At 71.7% G+C, this 17,553-nt stretch carries 10 protein-coding genes, 1 pseudogene and 1 riboswitch; of the genes and pseudogenes, 7 read left to right on the forward strand and 4 right to left on the reverse strand.

Features of this window, described 5'->3' with window-relative positions; translation table 11 throughout:
• Positions 1-367: 367 nt before the first annotated feature.
• Positions 368-1,573 carry a serine hydrolase domain-containing protein gene (locus AB0D04_RS38545; RefSeq protein ID WP_362712064.1) on the reverse strand — a complete coding sequence of 402 codons (1,206 nt, stop codon included), beginning with the start codon at positions 1,571-1,573 and terminating at the stop codon, positions 368-370.
• A 360-nt stretch (positions 1,574-1,933) separates the two neighbouring features.
• Positions 1,934-3,093 (reverse strand): annotated as a pseudogene (locus tag AB0D04_RS38550) (transposase).
• Between the two features lie 257 nt (positions 3,094-3,350).
• Between AB0D04_RS38550 and AB0D04_RS38555 the strand changes: the two are divergent.
• From AB0D04_RS38555 to AB0D04_RS38580, 6 genes are all read left to right on the forward strand, one after another.
• On the forward strand, positions 3,351-3,734 hold the full coding sequence (locus AB0D04_RS38555; RefSeq protein WP_362712065.1) for a hypothetical protein: 384 nt from the start codon (positions 3,351-3,353) through the stop codon (positions 3,732-3,734).
• Between the two features lie 150 nt (positions 3,735-3,884).
• Positions 3,885-4,433 carry a 2Fe-2S iron-sulfur cluster-binding protein gene (locus AB0D04_RS38560; RefSeq protein ID WP_362712072.1) on the forward strand — a complete coding sequence of 183 codons (549 nt, stop codon included), beginning with the start codon at positions 3,885-3,887 and terminating at the stop codon, positions 4,431-4,433.
• On the forward strand, positions 4,430-5,416 hold the full coding sequence (locus tag AB0D04_RS38565; RefSeq protein ID WP_362712066.1) for a xanthine dehydrogenase family protein subunit M: 987 nt from the start codon (positions 4,430-4,432) through the stop codon (positions 5,414-5,416). The genes AB0D04_RS38560 and AB0D04_RS38565 overlap by 4 nt, the downstream gene beginning before the upstream one ends.
• Before the next feature lie 75 nt (positions 5,417-5,491).
• The gene (locus AB0D04_RS38570; protein WP_362712067.1) at positions 5,492-7,612 is read left to right on the forward strand and encodes a xanthine dehydrogenase family protein molybdopterin-binding subunit; all 2,121 of its coding nucleotides are present in this window, start codon (positions 5,492-5,494) and stop codon (positions 7,610-7,612) included.
• Positions 7,613-8,910: 1,298 nt separating this feature from the next.
• Entirely contained in the window at positions 8,911-10,005 is a 1,095-nt protein-coding gene (locus tag AB0D04_RS38575; RefSeq protein WP_362712073.1) for a PLP-dependent cysteine synthase family protein, read from the forward strand.
• Positions 10,002-11,303, forward strand: coding sequence for an MFS transporter (locus tag AB0D04_RS38580; RefSeq protein WP_362712068.1), 1,302 nt, complete (start codon positions 10,002-10,004; stop codon positions 11,301-11,303). Before AB0D04_RS38575 ends, AB0D04_RS38580 begins: the two co-directional genes overlap by 4 nt.
• Positions 11,304-11,357: 54 nt before the next feature.
• Here AB0D04_RS38580 and AB0D04_RS38585 read toward each other — a convergent pair whose 3' ends face one another.
• On the reverse strand, positions 11,358-12,266 hold the full coding sequence (locus tag AB0D04_RS38585; protein ID WP_362712069.1) for a methyltransferase domain-containing protein: 909 nt from the start codon (positions 12,264-12,266) through the stop codon (positions 11,358-11,360).
• A 227-nt stretch (positions 12,267-12,493) separates the two neighbouring features.
• Here AB0D04_RS38585 and AB0D04_RS38590 point away from each other — a divergent pair, with 227 nt between their 5' ends.
• A complete protein-coding gene (locus AB0D04_RS38590; protein WP_362712070.1) occupies positions 12,494-14,551 on the forward strand; it encodes a phosphocholine-specific phospholipase C in 2,058 nt (685 codons plus the stop codon).
• Positions 14,552-14,607: 56 nt separating this feature from the next.
• Here the strand turns inward: AB0D04_RS38590 and metE are convergent, their stop codons facing one another.
• The gene (metE, locus tag AB0D04_RS38595; protein ID WP_362712071.1) at positions 14,608-16,932 is read right to left on the reverse strand and encodes a 5-methyltetrahydropteroyltriglutamate--homocysteine S-methyltransferase; all 2,325 of its coding nucleotides are present in this window, start codon (positions 16,930-16,932) and stop codon (positions 14,608-14,610) included.
• Positions 16,933-17,112: 180 nt separating this feature from the next.
• Positions 17,113-17,259, reverse strand: a riboswitch (cobalamin riboswitch).
• Between the last annotated feature and the right edge of the window lie 294 nt (positions 17,260-17,553).

The raw sequence follows: 17,553 nt of genomic DNA on the forward strand, positions 1-17,553 counted from the left end.
GATACGCGCAGACCTCCACCAGGCACTACTCGAACTCGCCTGCTCCATCATCTGCTTGCGACGACTACGAACCGCATTCTGAAACGATCAGTTAGGCCCTGTCGTCAGGGCTGTGCGGGACGGCGCGTCGGACGGGCCGTGGGCCGATGACACGGCCGGCCCCGAAACCGGCCGTGTCCCGCGTCTCCGGACGCGCCGTGGCGGTCGCGCGGCCGGAGGACCGGGAGGGAACACCGACAGTGTGCGACCCGGGAGAAGTATTGCACTGTGCAAGGATTTTTCGGGCGTGGCGCGTCCGGGGTGTTGCCGCTCGGTACCGGGATGCCGCCGCCCGGCGGCCGGTTTCCCACCCCCGCCCCGCCACTCGTCAGCCGCGCACCCTCCCCAAGGCCTCGTACGTTGCCGCGATCAGCCCCAAGTTGCGCGGATCGGCATCACCGGTGGCGCCGCTGCCGTACTTGTTCATCGCATACGCATAGGACAGGCCGTTCTCCGGATCCGCGAAGGCGTACGAGCCGCCCGCGCCGCCATGCCCGAACGCGCGCGGATTGGGGCCGGCCTGCCGCTGATGATTGAGCGTGAAACCCAGCCCCCACCGCCGCTCCGTCCCCGGCGGCGCGAGCGCATCGATCGTCAGATCGGGCTCATGGGGCAGACTCTGCGCCTCCCGCATCGCCTCCAAGGTGGCGGGCCGTACGAGCTTCCCGGCCGCCAGCGCGCCGTAGACGGTGGCCAGACCGTGCGCCGAGGCGTGCGCATTGCCCGCCGGGATCTCGGCCGCGCGATAGGCGGCGCTGTTGACGTCCCCGGTGGGGATGTACGTCAGCGCCAGCATCACCACGGCCAGCGGATGATCGGACAGCGCATGGAACGGCGGCTTCGGAACGCCCGGAAACCGCTCGGCGAGCCGCGCCTCGTCCAGCTGCCCCACCATCTCCGCACACCGCGCATGCTCCTCGGCCGGTGTACCGATGAACACCCGCGCCCCGAGCGGCTCCGCGATCTCACTCCGCAGAAACGCACCGAGCGACTGCCCGCTGATCCGCCGGACCACCTCGCCCACCAGGTACCCGAACGTCACCGCGTGATACCCCTGTGCGGTGCCCGGCTCCCACCAGGGCGGCGCGGCGGCCAGCGCGGCACACACGTAATCCCAGTCATAGGCATACCGGGCGGCCAGCGGCCGGCGCGGCGCGATCATCCCGGCGCGGTGGCTCAGCAGCCAGCGCACGGGTATGTCGTGCTTACCCGCCTGCGCGAACTCCGGCCAGTACCGCGCGACCGGCGCATCCAGGTCCAACTCGCCCCGGTCCACGAGGAGATGGGCGCACAGCGCGGTCATCCCCTTGGACGTCGAGTAGACATTCACCAGCGTGTCGTGTCCCCAGGCCCGCGTCCGCGCCTCATCCGCATGACCGCCCCACAGATCGACGACCGCCTCCCCGTCCACGGTCACCGCCACCGACGCGCCCACCTCCCCGTGCACCCGGAAATTCCGCTCGAAGGCCTCCCGCACACCCTCGAAACCAGGCGCACAGCGCCCCCGCACGCCGACTTCCCCCGTCTCCGCCATGGCGACTCTCCCTCGTGGTGGGGTGGTGGTATTCGTCTTTCGTTCCGTCCTCGGTACGGGATGATCCGGCCGATCGATGCCCGTGGCAACCATGGGGGTCCGTACGGCTCAGCGGGGCGTGTCCGGATCTGGGCCCGATCGCCTCGCCCCGATCGCCGAGCGCACTCGTCGATTACTGACAGTAATGCTCTGGGGTGGTGCGGAGAAGTTGCGCCCGTTTAAACCACTCGTTCGAGTCTCCGGTCGCACACGGCGGGCCATGGGGCGAGCCTGGAAGCGTTCGGCTCCCAGAGGAAGGCCCCGACATTGAAACCTCCCCCTCCTAAAGGAGGGGGATTCCTAGCTCACTTCGCCTGACTCCTAGCAGGTGGCAGGTCTTACAAGATCAGCACTAGCCGGGTTGAGACCAGCCCGGACGTGGGGGCACCTCCCAGCGGTAGCTGGGGGATATCACGCGAGCGGAGTTCTTGTCCCTGGGGGACATCGCTCCGCACGCGGTGCACCTATACGTTCTCTCGGAAAGGGGGAGTGCGTGCTTGGCTCTCGCTCCGCAGTGTGCGCAGTCCATGGTGGTGTGCGCAGGGTGTACCAGGTGCACGGTCCTGCCGTGCTTGCGAGCCATCTCGACCAGAGCGGCTTTGGTGGCACCGATCGCGGCGTCTGCCGCCTTGCAAGCCATGGTCGACTTCGCGAGGAACTTCGGCCGGAAGTCCTCAACAGCCAGAGCATCGTGATCACGCACTACCGTCCTGGCCCACTTGCGGCCGGTGTCCTGCCGCTGCCGGGCGATCTTCTTCGACGCCTTCGCCGCAGCCTTGCGGGCCTTGAGGTAGCCGGTGGTGTCGGGCCGGTTCTTCGGGGTCCGGCGCCGGGACATCATCCGCTGATAGCGGGCCAGGCGCTGCGCGGCTGTCTTCCCGTGTCCGGCGTGCGGGAGGTCGTGGGCGTCGCTGGTGGTGGTCGCAGTCTCCTTGACCCCCCAGTCCACGCCTATCACCCGGCCGGTCGCGGGCAGGGGCTGCAGTTCGGTGGCAACAACGAAACTCGCGTACCAGTGCCCGAGGCTGTCCTGGTACACGCGCACGGACGTGGGTGCGGTGGGAAGGTCCCTGGACCACACCACGGTCAGGGCGATGCTGCCCGCCAGGTGGAGACGCCCCTCCTTGATTCGGAATCCGCGCTGCGTGTAGTTCAGCGACGGCGCGGCCTCACGCTTCCGCTTGATGCGCGGCATCCCGGCCCGCTGCCGCATGGGCAGCTTGCCCTTGATGTCCTTGAGGGCTTTGGCGCGGGACTTGGCGAAGTCCCGGATGATCTGTTGCTGCGGCACCGAAGCACCCTCACGCAGCCATGTCATCGACCGGCGGGCCTCGGTCAGCAACTTGTCAGCTGCGCCGGGCCGCACGTCACCCTCTCATCGGCGGCCTTATTCGCGGCATGGACCTTGCGGGACATCGCCACGCACTCGTTCCACACCCTTCCCCCAGCTCTCGGCTCCGCTCGAGCAGGGGAGACCCCATTCACCGCGCCCACTCCGCATCCAGCTGGGCGAGCGCGGTGGACGACACACGAAGCCGGAAGGTGTACCGGGCGTGCCCGGCCCCCCCTCATCCGTTCCCTGTGCCGTCGTCATGTTAATCAACCTACAGAGGCCCACTGACAACGAAGGAAAGCGCAGGTCAGAGAAGATGTGCAGAGAACTCCGCCGCTTCGCGGCTCCGCCCCAAGGACCCATTCCTCCCCGCCCTAAAGGGCGGAGCCTCCTGGGAGAAATCCGGTGAACAGAGCGGAACAGGCGTCAGACGCGAAACACCCGGACGAGGTCGTGGTGGAGGTCGTCGGTTGTGCGACGAACGACGCGCATGCGGTCTTCAGCGCGTTGCGTGAGTCCTTTGCCTCCGACCGGGCCGCGGACGATGTGCCCACGGAGGTGGCCGGGGCGAGCGCGACGGTGTGGACCGCGACCGTTGATGTCAGCGAACTACGGGCCGAGGCCGCGCCGCGACCACTGAGCGCGCCGGTGACGGTCGACCTCCAGGGCGGCTACTGGGCGGTGGCCCGGCTGCGCGAGAGCCTGGCGCACGCCTTCGCTGTGCGGATCGTCGGTACGGCCGCCGGTGACCAGGAGCAGGAGGTCCAGCTGCAGCTGGAGAGCCGATAGCAGGAGGCCAGGGGCCAGGGACCAGGGAGACGGACGGGACCAGGCCGGACGGGACGAGCCCGGCCCGGACCGGGCCGCGGCGGATCGGAAAGGCGTGAGGCAGTGGAGCCCAGTAAGCAGCCGGCGGTCGGCGCCGGCGCCGCGCGGTCGGTGGACGGGGTGCATTCCGAGCTGTTTCTGCGGGTGAACGGGACGACGTACACCCTGACCGTGGATCACCGGGCCACGCTCCTGGACGTCCTGCGCGAGCGCCTCGATCTCACCGGCGCCAAGAAGGGCTGCGACCACGGGCAGTGCGGCGCGTGCACGGTGCTGGTCGACGGGCGGCGGTCCAACAGCTGTCTGCTGCTGGCCGTGGCGCAGGACGGGCGGCGGATCACCACCGTCGAGGGCCTCGCCGACGGGGAGCGGCTGCACCCGCTGCAGGAAGCCTTTCTCGAGCGGGACGCGTTGCAGTGCGGCTACTGCACCCCCGGCCAGATCTGTTCGGCGCTCGGCGTGCTCGGCGAGGCCGCGGAGGGATTCCCGTCGCATGTCACCCCCTACGACGCGGACTCCGGGGCCCCGGTGGAGCTCACCGCCGACGAGATCCGCGAGCGGATGAGCGGGAACCTGTGCCGGTGCGGCGCCTATCCCCGCATCGTCGAAGCGGTCGGTGATGCCGTCGGCGAGGTCAGCGGTGCGGAGGTGGGGGCGTGAAGCCGTTCGGATATGTACGGGCCGGGAGCGTGGCCGAGGCCGTACGGGTTGCGGGGGAGCGGCCCGGGGCGAAGTTTCTGGGCGGGGGGACCAACCTCGTCGATCTGATGAAGCTCGGGGTGGAGACGCCGCGGCTGCTCATCGATGTCAGCCGGCTGCCGCTGGACCGTATCGAGGAGCTGCCGGACGGCGGGCTGCGGATCGGCGCGATGGTCCGTAACAGCGACCTCGCCGCGGATGCCGCGGTACGCGACCGGTACCCCGTTCTCTCGCAGTCGGTGCTCGCCGGTGCCTCGGGGCAGTTGAGGAATACGGCGACCACCGGCGGAAACCTGCTGCAGCGGACCCGCTGCGCCTACTTCCAGGACGCGGCCAAGCCGTGCAACAAGCGCGCTCCGGGCACCGGCTGCCCGGCCCGCGAGGGCGCGCACCGCGATCTCGCCGTCCTGGGGCACTCCGAGCACTGCGTCGCCACCCAGCCGTCGGACATGGCGGTCGCCCTCGCCGCCCTGGAGGCCACCGTTCACCTGCACGGCCCCGACGGCGAACGCCGTGTGCCGGCGGTCGACTTCCACCGGCTGCCCGGCGACCGTCCGGAGCACGACACGGTGATCCGGGCCGGTGAACTGATCACCGCCGTCGAGCTGCCGCCCGGCCGCCCCGGTGCGCACTCGCGCTACCGCAAGGCCCGCGACCGCGCCTCGTTCGCCTTCGCGCTGGTCTCCGTGGCCGCGGTGCTCGACGTACGGGACGGCACCGTCCGGCATGCGGCGCTGGCGTACGGCGGGCTCGCGCACCGGCCGTGGCGGGCCCGCGCGGCCGAAGGGGTGCTGCACGGCGCTGCCGCCACCCCGGACACCTTCGCCCGCGCCGCCGACGCCGAACTCGCCGCCGCCCGCCCCCTGCGCGAGAACGGCTTCAAGGTCACCCTGGCCCGGAATCTGACGGTCGGCGTGCTGGCCGACCTCGCCGCACGCACCTGATGTGCCGGACGGGCCGACGGCCCCCGGACCCCTGTCACCAGCCCGCGACCACCCCCCACTCCAAGGACCCGCCCCATGCCCCCCGCCCCGTTCCCCCTCGGACCGCCCCCGCGTCCCCTCGGTGAACCGCTTGTCCGCCGGGAAGGGCGGGAGAAGGTCACCGGTGCCGCCCGCTACGCCTTTGAGCACACCCCGCCGGGCTGCGCCTACGCCTGGCCGGTTCCCGCGACCGTCGCGCGCGGCCGGGTCACCGCCGTGGACACCGCCGAGGCGCTGGCCCTGCCCGGCGTCTGTGCGGTGCTGACGCACGAGAACGCGCCCCGCCTCGCCGTCCCCGACGACCCGACGCTGGCCGTGCTGCAGGAGGACCGGGTCCCGCACCGCGGCTGGTATGTCGCCCTCGCCGTCGCCGACAGCCTCGAAGCGGCCCGCGCGGCGGCGGAAGCGGTCCGCGTCTCGTACGACACCGCCGGGTACGACGTACGGCTGACCGTCGGCCACCCGCACCTGTACGCGCCCGAAAAGGCCAACGGCGGCTATCCGGGCAGCCGCGAACGCGGGGACTTCGACGCGGCGTTCGCGGCCGCGCCCGTCACCGTCGATGCGACCTACACCGTGCCCCCGCTCCACAACCACCCCATGGAGCCGCACGCCTCCACCGCCCGCTGGAACGACGGCCATCTGACCGTCCACGACACCAGCCAGGGCTCCACCAGGGTGCGCGACGACCTCGCGGCCCTGTTCAAGCTCGGCAAGGACGACGTCACCGTCATCTCCGAGCACGTCGGCGGCGGTTTCGGCTCCAAGGGGACGCCCCGCCCGCAGGTCGTCCTCGCCGCGATGGCCGCGCGATGCACCGGCCGCCCGGTCAAGCTGGCCCTGCCGCGCCGTCAGATGCCCGCGGTCGTCGGCCACCGGGCGCCCACGCTCCAGCGCGTACGGCTGGGCGCGGGAACCGACGGCGTCCTCACCGCCCTCGCGCACGAGAGCGCCACCCACACCTCCACGCTCACGGAATTCGTCGAGCAGGCCGCCGTCCCCGCCCGCATCATGTACCGCTCGCCCCACAGCCGCACCACGCACCGCGTCGCCGCGCTCGATGTCCCCACCCCGTCCTGGATGCGCGCCCCGGGCGAGGCCCCCGGCATGTACGCCCTGGAGTCCGCCGTCGACGAACTCGCCGTGCAGCTCGGCATCGACCCCGTGGAGCTGCGGGTGCGCAATGAGCCGGAGACGGAGCCGGACAGCGGTCTCGCCTTCAGCAGCCGGCATCTCGTGGAGTGTCTGCGGGCGGGCGCGGAGCGGTTCGGCTGGCTGCCGCGGGATCCGCGGCCGGGCGTACGCCGCGAGGGAGACCTGCTGGTCGGCACGGGCGTTGCCGCATCCACCTACCCCGTCCTCATCGTGGGCAGCGAGGCCGAGGCGCACGCCGCCGCCGACGGCAGCTATCGCATCCGCATCAACGCCACCGACATCGGCACCGGCGCCCGGACCGTCCTCGCCCAGGTCGCCGCCGCCGCGCTGGGCGTCCCCGAGGAGCGCGTACGGATCGAGATCGGCGACAGCGACCTGCCGCCCGCCTTCCTGGCCGGCGGCTCCGCGGGCACCGGATCCTGGGGCTGGGCCGTCCACAAGGCCGCCACGGTGCTGGCGGCGCGACTGCTCGAGCACCAGGGGCCGCCGTCGCCCAAGGGGATCACGGTCACCGCCGACACCCACGAGGAGACGGCCGCGCGAAGCCCGTACGCCCGGCATTCCTTCGGCGCCCAGTTCGCCGAGGTGCAGGTCGACACCGTCACCGGAGAGGTACGGGTGCGCCGCCTGCTGGGCATGTTCGCGGCCGGCCACATCCTCAACTCCCGCACCGCTCGCTCCCAGTTCACCGGCGGCATGACCATGGGCCTGGGCATGGCGCTGACCGAGGGCAGCAGCCTGGACCCCGCCTTCGGCGACTTCACCGAGTGCGACCTGGCCTCCTATCACGTACCGGCCTGTGCCGATGCCCCCGTCATCGAGGCGCACTGGCTCGACGAGGACGATCCGCACCTCAACCCCATGGGCAGCAAGGGCATCGGCGAGATCGGCATCGTCGGCACCGCGGCGGCCGTCGCCAACGCGGTATGGCATGCCACCGGCGTCCGGTTGCGCGATCTGCCCCTCACTCCGGACAAGGTCCTGCCTCGGCTGTCCGGCTGACCGGCCCTGGCGGGCGTGCCGACCGGCACCGTGATGTCCCTGGCCTGATACCGGTCTGCTGACCGGTCGAATTCTGTCATCCGGCAAGGGAATTCCATCACTTGGTGCCCGTTCCGGTTACGCTCGCGTCATGGCAACGGCACGGTCGTCCCTTCGCAGCGTGCGGGACCGCGGTTCAGCGGTCCCGTTCCGGCTGCTGTGGCCGGCCCTGTTGCTGCTGTTCAGCGTGATCATGGCGCACGGTGCGTGCGCGGAGAGCGCGGAGGGGCATGGGGCCGGTGCCGTGCCCGCCGGGTCCGTCGTGTCGGTTGCCGCGGCGGTCGACGGCGCCGACAGTGATCACCCCGCGCACCATTCCCCCGCGCACCATTCCCCCTCGCACTCCTCCGAACTCTGCCTCTCGGGGCAGCCGCAGCAGGGCGCCGAACCGACCCTTCCGTGCGCCACGCCGACGGCCGGAGCTCCGGTGCGTGCTGCTGTCCGGGGCCGGTTCGGGCCGGTCGGCGGTGCGTCGACCCTGCCTGTATGGCGAAGCGCAACGGGTTCTGTCGTTCAACAGGTTTAGATTTCCAGCTGATTACGGCTGATTACAGCCGATTACGGCCGATTGGCGCCAACTTCCGCCAGTGCCTGCTGAATCCGCTGCCCGCTGCCTGCTGTCACGGAGGACCCGTGTCGCTTCGCTCCCCTGCTCACCCATGCCCGTGGCCGCGTGGGGTGATCCCCGTACTCCTGCTCCTCGGCGGGCTGTTGTTGACGGTTCTTCCGTGTTCCGGTGCGGGCGTCGACGACCACCATCGCCCGGTGCGTCCCCCGGCCGTGTCCGCGGAGCGCCATGCCTCGGCTACGGGGGCCGTGGAACCGGCGTCGGCGGCCCAGGAGGCCACGGATCCGGACGGTTCGCATGCCGGGTGCGACCCCGGACCGGTCGGCCGGATTCCGCAGGGGCGGGCGGCCACGGGGGACGGGGGCGGCGCGCCGATGGCCGCCCTCGTACCGGCCGTGGCGTTGCGGGGGCCGCCTGCACGGAACGGGGCCGTGCCGTGCGGACGGGTGCGCGGCGGGCGGTCCACGCTCGAGGCCCTGTGCCGGTGCCGGAGATAGGAGCCGCCCCTGCGGCCGGCCACGCCGGCCGCCGCGCGCCGTGCCGACCGGTCCGGCGCGCGAGATGAGCGCCCTTGTCCACGCTCACCGAATGAGAGCGACTCATGCAGTCTCTTCCCCTCTCTCCCACCTCTCCCACTCTTCCCCCGCACCCCGACCCGACGCCGGGCCGGCCCGATCGCGTCGTCTCCGGCATGTCCGGCCTCGTCGGCAACACCCCCGTTCTGCACATCTCCGCACCGCTCACCCCGCCCGGCCGCGGCTTCTGGGCCAAGCTGGAGGGCCGTAATCCGGGCGGTATCAAGGACCGTCCCGGCCTCCACATGGTCGAACGCGCCCGTGCCCGCGGCGAGTTGCGGCCCGGTGGCCGCATCATCGAATCCACCAGCGGGACCCTCGGGCTGGGCCTGGCGCTCGCCGGAATGGTGTACGGGCACCCCGTCACCCTGGTGACCGACCCCGGCCTGGAACCCTCGATGACCCGGCTGCTGACCGCGTACGGGGCGCAGGTCGACCTCGTGCCGGAGCCGCACCCGAGCGGCGGCTGGCAGCAGGCGCGCCGCGACCGGGTCGCCCATCTGCTGGCCGAGCACCCCGGCTCCTGGTGCCCGGACCAGTACAACAACCCGGACAACACCGCGGCCTATCTGCCGCTGGCCCTCGAACTCGCCGGCCAGCTCGGCCACATCGACACGCTGGTGTGCAGCGTGGGCACCGGCGGGCACTCCGCGGGGGTGTCCCGGGTGCTGCGCCAGCTCTACCCGGAGCTGCGCCTCGTCGGCGTCGACACCATCGGCTCGACCATCTTCGGGCAGCCCGCCCGCCCCCGGCTGATGCGCGGGCTGGGGTCCAGCATCTATCCGCGCAATGTCGCCTACGGGCAGTTCAGCGAGGTGCACTGGGTCACGCCGGGCGAAGCGGTGTGGACCTGCCGCCAGTTGGCGGCCTCGCACTACGCCACCGGCGGCTGGAGCGTGGGAGCGGTCGCGCTGGTGGCGGGCTGGCTCAGCCGCACCGAGCCGGCCGGCACCCGTATCGCGGCGGTCTTTCCGGACGGGCCGCAGCGCTACCTGGAGACGGTGTACGACGACGAGTACTGCGCCGCCCACGGACTGCTCGACGCCCCGCCGGCGGACGGGCCGGAGACGGTGCAGCGCCTGGACGAGAAGGAGGTCACCATCTGGAGCCGGTGTGCCGAGGTCGTCGACCCCCTGACCCTGCACGCCAACACCGCCAACACCGCCAACACCGCCAACACCGCCATGGTTTCCGAGGGGGCGGTCCGGTGAAAGGCACTGTCGCGCAGCTGCGCACCTATGAGCGCAGCGTCCAGTTGCTGATGGCCAATCAGTTCACCATCAACCTGGGCTTCTACATGCTGATGCCCTACCTGGCCGCGCATCTGTCGGGGACCCTCGGGCTGGCCGGATGGCTGGTCGGGCTGGTCCTCGGCGTCCGGAACTTCAGCCAGCAGGGGATGTTCCTGGTCGGCGGGACGCTGGCCGACCGGCTGGGGTACAAGCCGCTGATAGTCGCGGGCTGTGTGCTGCGGACGGTGGGGTTCGCCACGCTCGGCCTGGTGGACTCGCTGCCCGCACTGCTGGCGGCGTCCGCGGCCACCGGGCTGGCCGGGGCGCTGTTCAACCCGGCGGTACGGGCCTATCTCGCCGCCGGGGCGGGGGAGCGCAGGCTCGAGGCGTTCGCGCTGTTCAACGTCTTCTATCAGGCGGGCATTCTGCTCGGCCCGCTGGTGGGCATGGTGCTGACCGGAGTGGACTTCCGGGTCACCTGCCTGGTCTCGGCCGGGATCTTCGCGGTGCTGAGCGTGGTGCAGATCCGGGCGCTGCCGGCCCGCGGCAACGAGGGTGCGCAGGACGGTGCGGACGGGGACGGGCGGCGCGAGGGTGTGCTCTCCCAGTGGCGGCGGGCGCTGACCAACCGGCCGTTCCTGCTCTTCTCCGGCGCCATGATCGGCTCGTATGTGCTCTCCTTCCAGGTCTATCTGGCGCTGCCGCTGGAGGTGAAACGCCTGGGCGGCGAGGGGCGGTTCGGCACCGCGGCGGTGGCCGTACTTTTTGCCGTATCGGGGCTGAGCACCATCGTCGGGCAGACCCGGGTGACAGCCTGGTGCAAGGCGCGGCTGGCGCCCGGCCGGGCCCTGGCCTGGGGGCTGCTGACGCTGGGGCTGGCGTTTGTGCCGATCCTGGCGGCCGGTGCCCTGCCGGTACCTGAGGCGGACCCCGGCCGCTGGGTGCTGGCGGTGCTGCCCCCGGCGCTCGCCGCGCTGCTGCTCGCCATCGGCACGATGATCACCTACCCGTTCGAGATGGACACCATCGTCCGACTCTGCGGTGACCGCCTCGTCGCCACCCACTACGGGCTCTACAACACCATCTGCGGCATCGGCATCACCCTGGGCAACCTCCTCACCGGCGCCGCCCTGGACGCCGCCCGCGCGGCCGGTCTGCCCGCCCTGCCCTGGCTCGCCCTGCTGGCGCTGGGCGTGGCGTGCAGCGCCGGGCTCCACGGCCTGCACCGCACCGGCCGCCTCGGCCCGGCCGGCAGGCTGGAGGCGGCGATGGGCTGAGTGACCCGGCGGCCGTCCCTGCGGGTGCGGGGACGGCCGCCGTACGCCGCCACGTCAGCCCCGTCGGGCCGTGACCAGCCACGCCGCCGAGCCGAGGGCGACGCCGTCCGGCCCCTGGTGCGCGGCGACGGCCTCCCGCAGCGCCGCGATCGCCTTGCTCTGTGCGTCCTCGTCGGCACCGGCGAGCATCGTGCGGGCCATCGGCATGCCGAGCTGGTAGCCGACCACATCGTCCACGTCGGTGCCCATCGGCATCGGTTCGTCCACCGGGCGGACGGCGATGCCCTCGAATCCGGCGCCGTTCAGCAGGGTCCTGATCCGGTCGGGGTCGTCGAGCGAGAACGGGCCCGGGGCACCCGGCGCGCCCAGGTCCGGCAGCGGAAGATACGGGGCGATGGCGCCGAACGGCACGGTCAGATACGCGTTCTCCATCAGGCCCCGCCAGCACAGGAACGCCAGTCGACCGCCAGGGCGCAGGGCACCGGCGATATGGGCGAACGCCGCCTTGGGGTCGGCGAAGAACATCACCCCGAAGCGGCTGATCGCGACGTCGAAGGCGGCGCTCTCGAAGGGGTGGACCTGCGCGTCCCCCTTCTCGAACCGCACCTGCGCCAGTCCGGCCTCCGCCGCTCGCTCCCGGGCCCCGGCCAGCAGCTGCCCCGACAGATCGACGCCCAGTACCGACCCGGCGGTGGCGACCCGCGCCGCCTCCAGGCTCGTACCGCCGCTGCCGCATCCGACGTCCAGCACCCGGCTGTCGGCCCGCAGCCCGGCCGCGGCCATCAGATGCGGGGTGAGGTGGTGGTACATCGCCTCATGCCGCTCCCGCTGCCGGGTCCAGTACGCGCCGTCGTCGCCGTTCCATGCCTCGGCCTGGGCGGTGTTGCCCGCCGCCACGCGGCCCTCGTCCGTGCCGTTGGCCCTGCTCGCGTCCATGCTGTGATCGCCGCCCTGCACCGTCACGTACTCCTTGCCCCAATTGTTCCACCACGGCTGCCGTAAACAGCCCCGACCAGGGAGTTCGTCCCGCGTACCGCGATGTGTCACACGTGGGACACCCCCCCTTCCCTGGCGCTCGCTCCTCTTGGAACACTCTGCTCAGTCCCGTTTCCTCACAGCCCCTCACATGACCACACAGCACTGTCCCCATTTCCGTGAACTCCCCCACACACCAAGAGGTTCCCGAACTCATGGCTGAACTCAACCGCCGTCGCTTTCTCCAGATAGCCGGTGCCACCGCCGGTACCGCCGCCCTCGCCGGCAGCATCGCCCGCGCCGCGGCCATCCCCGCCACCCGGCGCTCCGGCTCCATCGAGGACGTCGAGCACATCGTCGTCCTGATGCAGGAGAACCGATCCTTCGACCACTACTTCGGCACGATGAAGGGCGTCCGCGGATTCGGCGACCCGCGCCCGGTGACGCTGCCGAACGGCAAGCCGGTGTGGCACCAGCCCGACGGCGGCAAGGAAGTACTGCCCTTCCACCCGGACGCCGAGGACCTCGGCATGCAGTTCATCGCGGGCCTCGACCACGACTGGGCGGGCGGCCACAAGGCGTTCAACAACGGCACGTACGACCAGTGGATCCCCGCCAAGTCCGAGCGGACGATGGCGTATCTCACCCGCAAGGACATTCCGTTCCACTACGCGCTCGCCGACGCGTTCACCGTCTGCGACGACTACCACTGTTCGTTCCTCGGGGCCACCGACCCCAACCGCTACTACATGCTCTCGGGTGGCGTCGGCAACGACGGCAAGGGCGGCGGCCCGGTGCTCGGCAACGCGGAGCTCGGGTACGACTGGACGACCTACGCCGAGCGCCTGGAGCAGGCCGGGGTGTCCTGGAAGGTGTACCAGGACATCGGCGACGGCCTGGACGCGAACGGCAAGTGGGGCTGGATCGAGGACGCCTACCGCGGCAACTACGGCGACAACTCCCTGCTCTTCTTCAACAAGTACCGCAACGCCAAGCCCGGCGACCCGCACTTCGACAAGGCCCGCACCGGCACCAACGCCAAGGCGGGCGACGGCTACTTCGACGTCCTCAAGGCCGATGTGAAGGCCGGCAAGCTCCCGAAGATCTCCTGGGTCGCCGCGCCCGAGGCGTTCAGCGAGCACCCCAACTGGCCGGTGAACTACGGCGCCTGGTACATCTCCCAGGTCCTGGACGCCCTCACGTCCAACCCCGACGTGTGGAGCAAGACCGCCCTGTTCATCACGTACGACGAGAACGACGGCTACTTCGACCACATCGTCCCGCCGTACGTCCCGTCCTCCGCCTCCCAGGGCAAGTCCACCGTCGACACGACGCTGGATTACTTCCCCGGCGACGCGAGCTACTCCGCCGGCCACTACGGCATGGGCCCGCGCGTCCCGATGATCGTGGTCTCGCCGTGGAGCACCGGCGGCTACGTCTGCTCGGAGGTGCTGGACCACACGTCGATCCTCCAGTTCATGGAGAAGCGCTTCGGCGTGAAGGAGACCAACATCTCGCCGTGGCGCCGCGCCGTCGCGGGCGACCTCACCTCCGCCTTCGACTTCGGCGTCAAGGACACCGACCCGGCCGCGCTCCCGGACACCGCCGGCTACGAGCCGAAGGACCACGAGCGCCACCCCGACTACGTCCCGCACGCCCCCGCGAACCCGGCCCTGCCCCAGCAGGAGTCCGGCTCCCGCCCCTCGCGCCCGCTGCGGTACGCGCCGCTGGCCGACGGCGCCGCGGACCCGGCGGCCGGGAAGTTCGCCCTCACCTTCAGTGGCGGCGACGCGGCGGGCGCCTGCTTCCATGTCCGGTCCGCCAACCGCACCGACGGCCCCTGGACCTACACCACCGAGGCCGGCAAGACGGTCTCCGACACCTGGAACACCACGTACTCGAAGGACGCGTACGACCTGTCGGTGTTCGGCCCGAACGGCTTCCTGCGCGTCTTCAAGGGCCCCGGCAAGAAGGCCGGCCCCGAGGTGACCGCCCGCCACGACAAGGCCAGTGGCAACCTCAAGCTGACCCTGAAGAACGCGGGCTCCGCCGACGTCAACCTCACCGTGACGAACGCGTACGGCGGCGCGGCCGAGACGTTCAAGGTGAAGGCGGGCGCCACCGTGGAGCAGACGATCGACCTGCGGGCGAGCAAGCGCTGGTACGACCTGAAGGTGGTCTCCGACGCGGACGCGGGCTTCCTGCGCCGCCTCGCCGGCCATGTCGAGAACGGTGAGCCGGGCGTGAGCGACCCGGCGATCATCACCGGCTGAGCGGCCGCTGCGGTCGGAGGGGGCCGGTGCCCGGGGCACCGGCCCCCTCCTGTGCCTCAGCCCCCCGCGCCGGGCAGCCCGCCGCGGACCCCCCGGGCCGCCGCCACCAGGTTCTCCAGCGCGGCCCGTACCTCCGGCCAGCCGCGGGTCTTCAGACCGCAGTCGGGGTTGACCCACAGCCGCTCGGCCGGAATGGCCTCAAGTCCCTTGTGCAGCAGGGCAGTTGCCTCCGCGACGTCCGGGACGCGCGGGGAGTGGATGTCATAGACACCCGGCCCCACCTCGCGCGGATAACCGGCCGTGGCGAGTTCCCCGGCGACCTGCATATGGGAGCGGGCGGCCTCCAGGCTGATGACATCGGCGTCCAGGTCGTCGATGGCCCGGAGGATGTCACCGAATTCGGCGTAGCACATATGGGTGTGGATCTGGGTGTCCGGGCGCACCCCGCTGGTGGTGAGGCGGAACGCCTCGGTGGCCCAGGTGAGGTAGCCGGCGTGGTCGGCGGCGCGCAGCGGCAGGGTCTCGCGCAGCGCCGGCTCATCGACCTGGATGACCGAGGTGCCCGCCCGCTCCAGGTCGCCCACCTCGTCGCGCAGGGCCAGCGCCACCTGGCGGGCGGTGTCCGCGAGCGGCTGGTCGTCGCGGACGAAGGACCAGGCGAGCATGGTGACCGGGCCGGTGAGCATGCCCTTGACCGGGCGGCCGGTGAGCGACTGGGCGTAGGTCGTCCAGCGCACCGTCATTGGCTCGGGCCGGGAGATGTCCCCGGCGAGGACCGGCGGGCGGACGTAGCGGGTGCCGTACGACTGGACCCAGCCGTGCTGGGTGGCCAGATAGCCGGTCAGCCGCTCGGCGAAGTACTGGACCATGTCGTTGCGTTCGGGCTCGCCGTGGACGAGGACGTCGAGGCCGGCCTTCTCCTGGAAGGCGAGCACCTCGCGGATCTCGGCCGCGATCCGCTCCTCGTAGGCGGCGGTGTTGATCCGCCCGGCGCGCAGGTCGGCGCGGGCGGTGCGCAGTGCGCCCGTCTGCGGGAACGAGCCGATGGTGGTCGTGGGCAGCGGCGGCAGCCCGAGGTGGGCGCGCTGGGCGGCGGCCCGCTGGGGGTACGGCTGCGCACGGCGCCCGTCGGCGCCGGTGACGGCCGCCGCGCGGGCCCGTACCGCCGGGTCGTGGGTGAGCGCCGAGCCGGACCGGGACGCCAGGTCGGCCCGGTTTGCGGCGAGTTGGGCGGTGATGGCGTCGGTGCCCCGTTCCAGGCCGCGGGCCAGGGTGACGATCTCGGCGGTCTTCTGCCGGGCGAAGGCGAGCCAGCGGACGATCTGGGGATCGAGGTCGCGTTCGGCGGCGGCGTCCAGCGGGACGTGCAGCAGCGAGCAGGAGGACGCGGCATCCACCCGGTCGGCGAGGCCGAGGAGCGTGCCCAGCGTGGCCAGCGACGCCTCGTAGTTGTTGAGCCAGACATTACGGCCGTTGACGACGCCGGCGACCAGGCGCTTGCCGGGAAGCCCGCCGGCCGCCGCGAGATCGCCGAGGTTGGCGGCCGCGGCCCCGGTGAAGTCCAGCGCCAGACCCTCGACGGGCGCCTTGGCCAGCACCGGCAGCGCCTCGCCCAGCCGGTCGAAGTACGAGGCGACCAGCAGCTTCGGGCGGTCGGTGAGGGCCCCCAGATCGCGGTAGGCGCGGGCGGCGGCGTTGAGTTCGGCGGGGGAGCGGTCCTGCACCAGCGCCGGCTCGTCCAGCTGCACCCACTCCGCGCCGGCCGCGCGCAGATCGGCGAGCACCTCCGCGTACACCGGCAGCAGCCGGTCGAGCAGGGTCAGCGGCTCGAAGTCCGCGGCCACACCAGGAGCGGGCTTGGCCAGCAGGAGGTAGGTCACCGGCCCGACCAGGACCGGCCGGGCGCGCAGCCCGAGCTCCAGCGCTTCCGTCAGCTCGGCAACCTGCTTGGTGGAGTCCGCGGCAAAGACCGTGTCCGGCCCCAACTCCGGCACCAGATAGTGGTAGTTGGTGTCGAACCACTTGGTCATCTCCAGCGGCGCCACCTCCTGGGTGCCGCGGGCCATCGCGAAGTAGCCGTCCAGCAGGTCGGCGGCCACCGCAGCCCGGTGCCGGGCCGGGACCGCGCCGAGCATCACGCTGGTGTCCAGCACATGGTCGTAGTACGAGAAGTCGCCGGTCGGCACCTCGTGGATGCCGGCCCCGGCGAGCTGCTGCCAGGTGTCGCGGCGCAGTTCGGCGGCGGTACGGCGGAGGGCGTCCGCGTCGACGCGGCCCTTCCAGTACCCCTCGATGGCCTTCTTCAGTTCACGGTTCGGCCCCTGGCGGGGGTAGCCGTGCACGGTGGCCCGTACGGGCGCAGCGGCAGAATTGCTGGTCACGGAGCTCTCCTTCGCGAGCGTGTCTCCTGCGACCCCGGTGACGGGGGAGGGCGCGAAGGGAGGCCGAAGCGGGCGGACCGCAGGCGCCATCGCGCCGCCCGTGCCGCCTGCCGTGTCCGCCGACCCGCCCTCGAGGTCACCGAGATCAACCCCGTACACCGGTCGCACGGGGGCACGGGCAGGTCTTCGGACTCGCGGGCGCATCTGCCGGGGGCAAACACCTACTGGCCGTCGCTTCCCGGGCCCGTCGGGCCCAGTGCGTATGACGGCGGTCGTTCCCACTCACCGCTGCGGGGCAGTCCCGGATTTCCACCGGGTTCCCTCTTACGACGCCGGCCCGCCTGGGGGGCGGGGGCGAACCAGTGCGCTCGTCAGCGTATCTCCCCACGTTGTCGGCTGTCCCGCCGTGGGGGTTTGTTGCCGTTGCCCGTTCGCTGCGCTCGTGCCTGCGCCCCACGTTGTTGGCTGCGGCGCCGCGGTGGTTGTTCGCCGTTGCTCCCCCACTGCCTAAAGGGCGTGGGAGGTACCCCCAGCGGCGGGCGTGGTGTTGTCGGGTGCGGTGACGGCCCTACACGGCTTCGCCGCTACGGTCCGTCCCCTCCCGTGGGTGGGTGGAAAAGG

Origin of the sequence: Streptomyces sp. NPDC048483, assembly GCF_040651455.1 — a bacterium.
Lineage (GTDB): Bacteria > Actinomycetota > Actinomycetes > Streptomycetales > Streptomycetaceae > Streptomyces.

Coding starts and splice junctions, on each gene's coding strand:
- AB0D04_RS38545 (WP_362712064.1), bottom strand. CDS start 1,573: ATGGCGGAGACGGGGGAAGTCGGCGTGCGGGGGCGCTGTGCGCCTGGT.
- AB0D04_RS38570 (WP_362712067.1), top strand. CDS start 5,492: ATGCCCCCCGCCCCGTTCCCCCTCGGACCGCCCCCGCGTCCCCTCGGT.
- AB0D04_RS38575 (WP_362712073.1), top strand. CDS start 8,911: ATGTCCGGCCTCGTCGGCAACACCCCCGTTCTGCACATCTCCGCACCG.
- AB0D04_RS38590 (WP_362712070.1), top strand. CDS start 12,494: ATGGCTGAACTCAACCGCCGTCGCTTTCTCCAGATAGCCGGTGCCACC.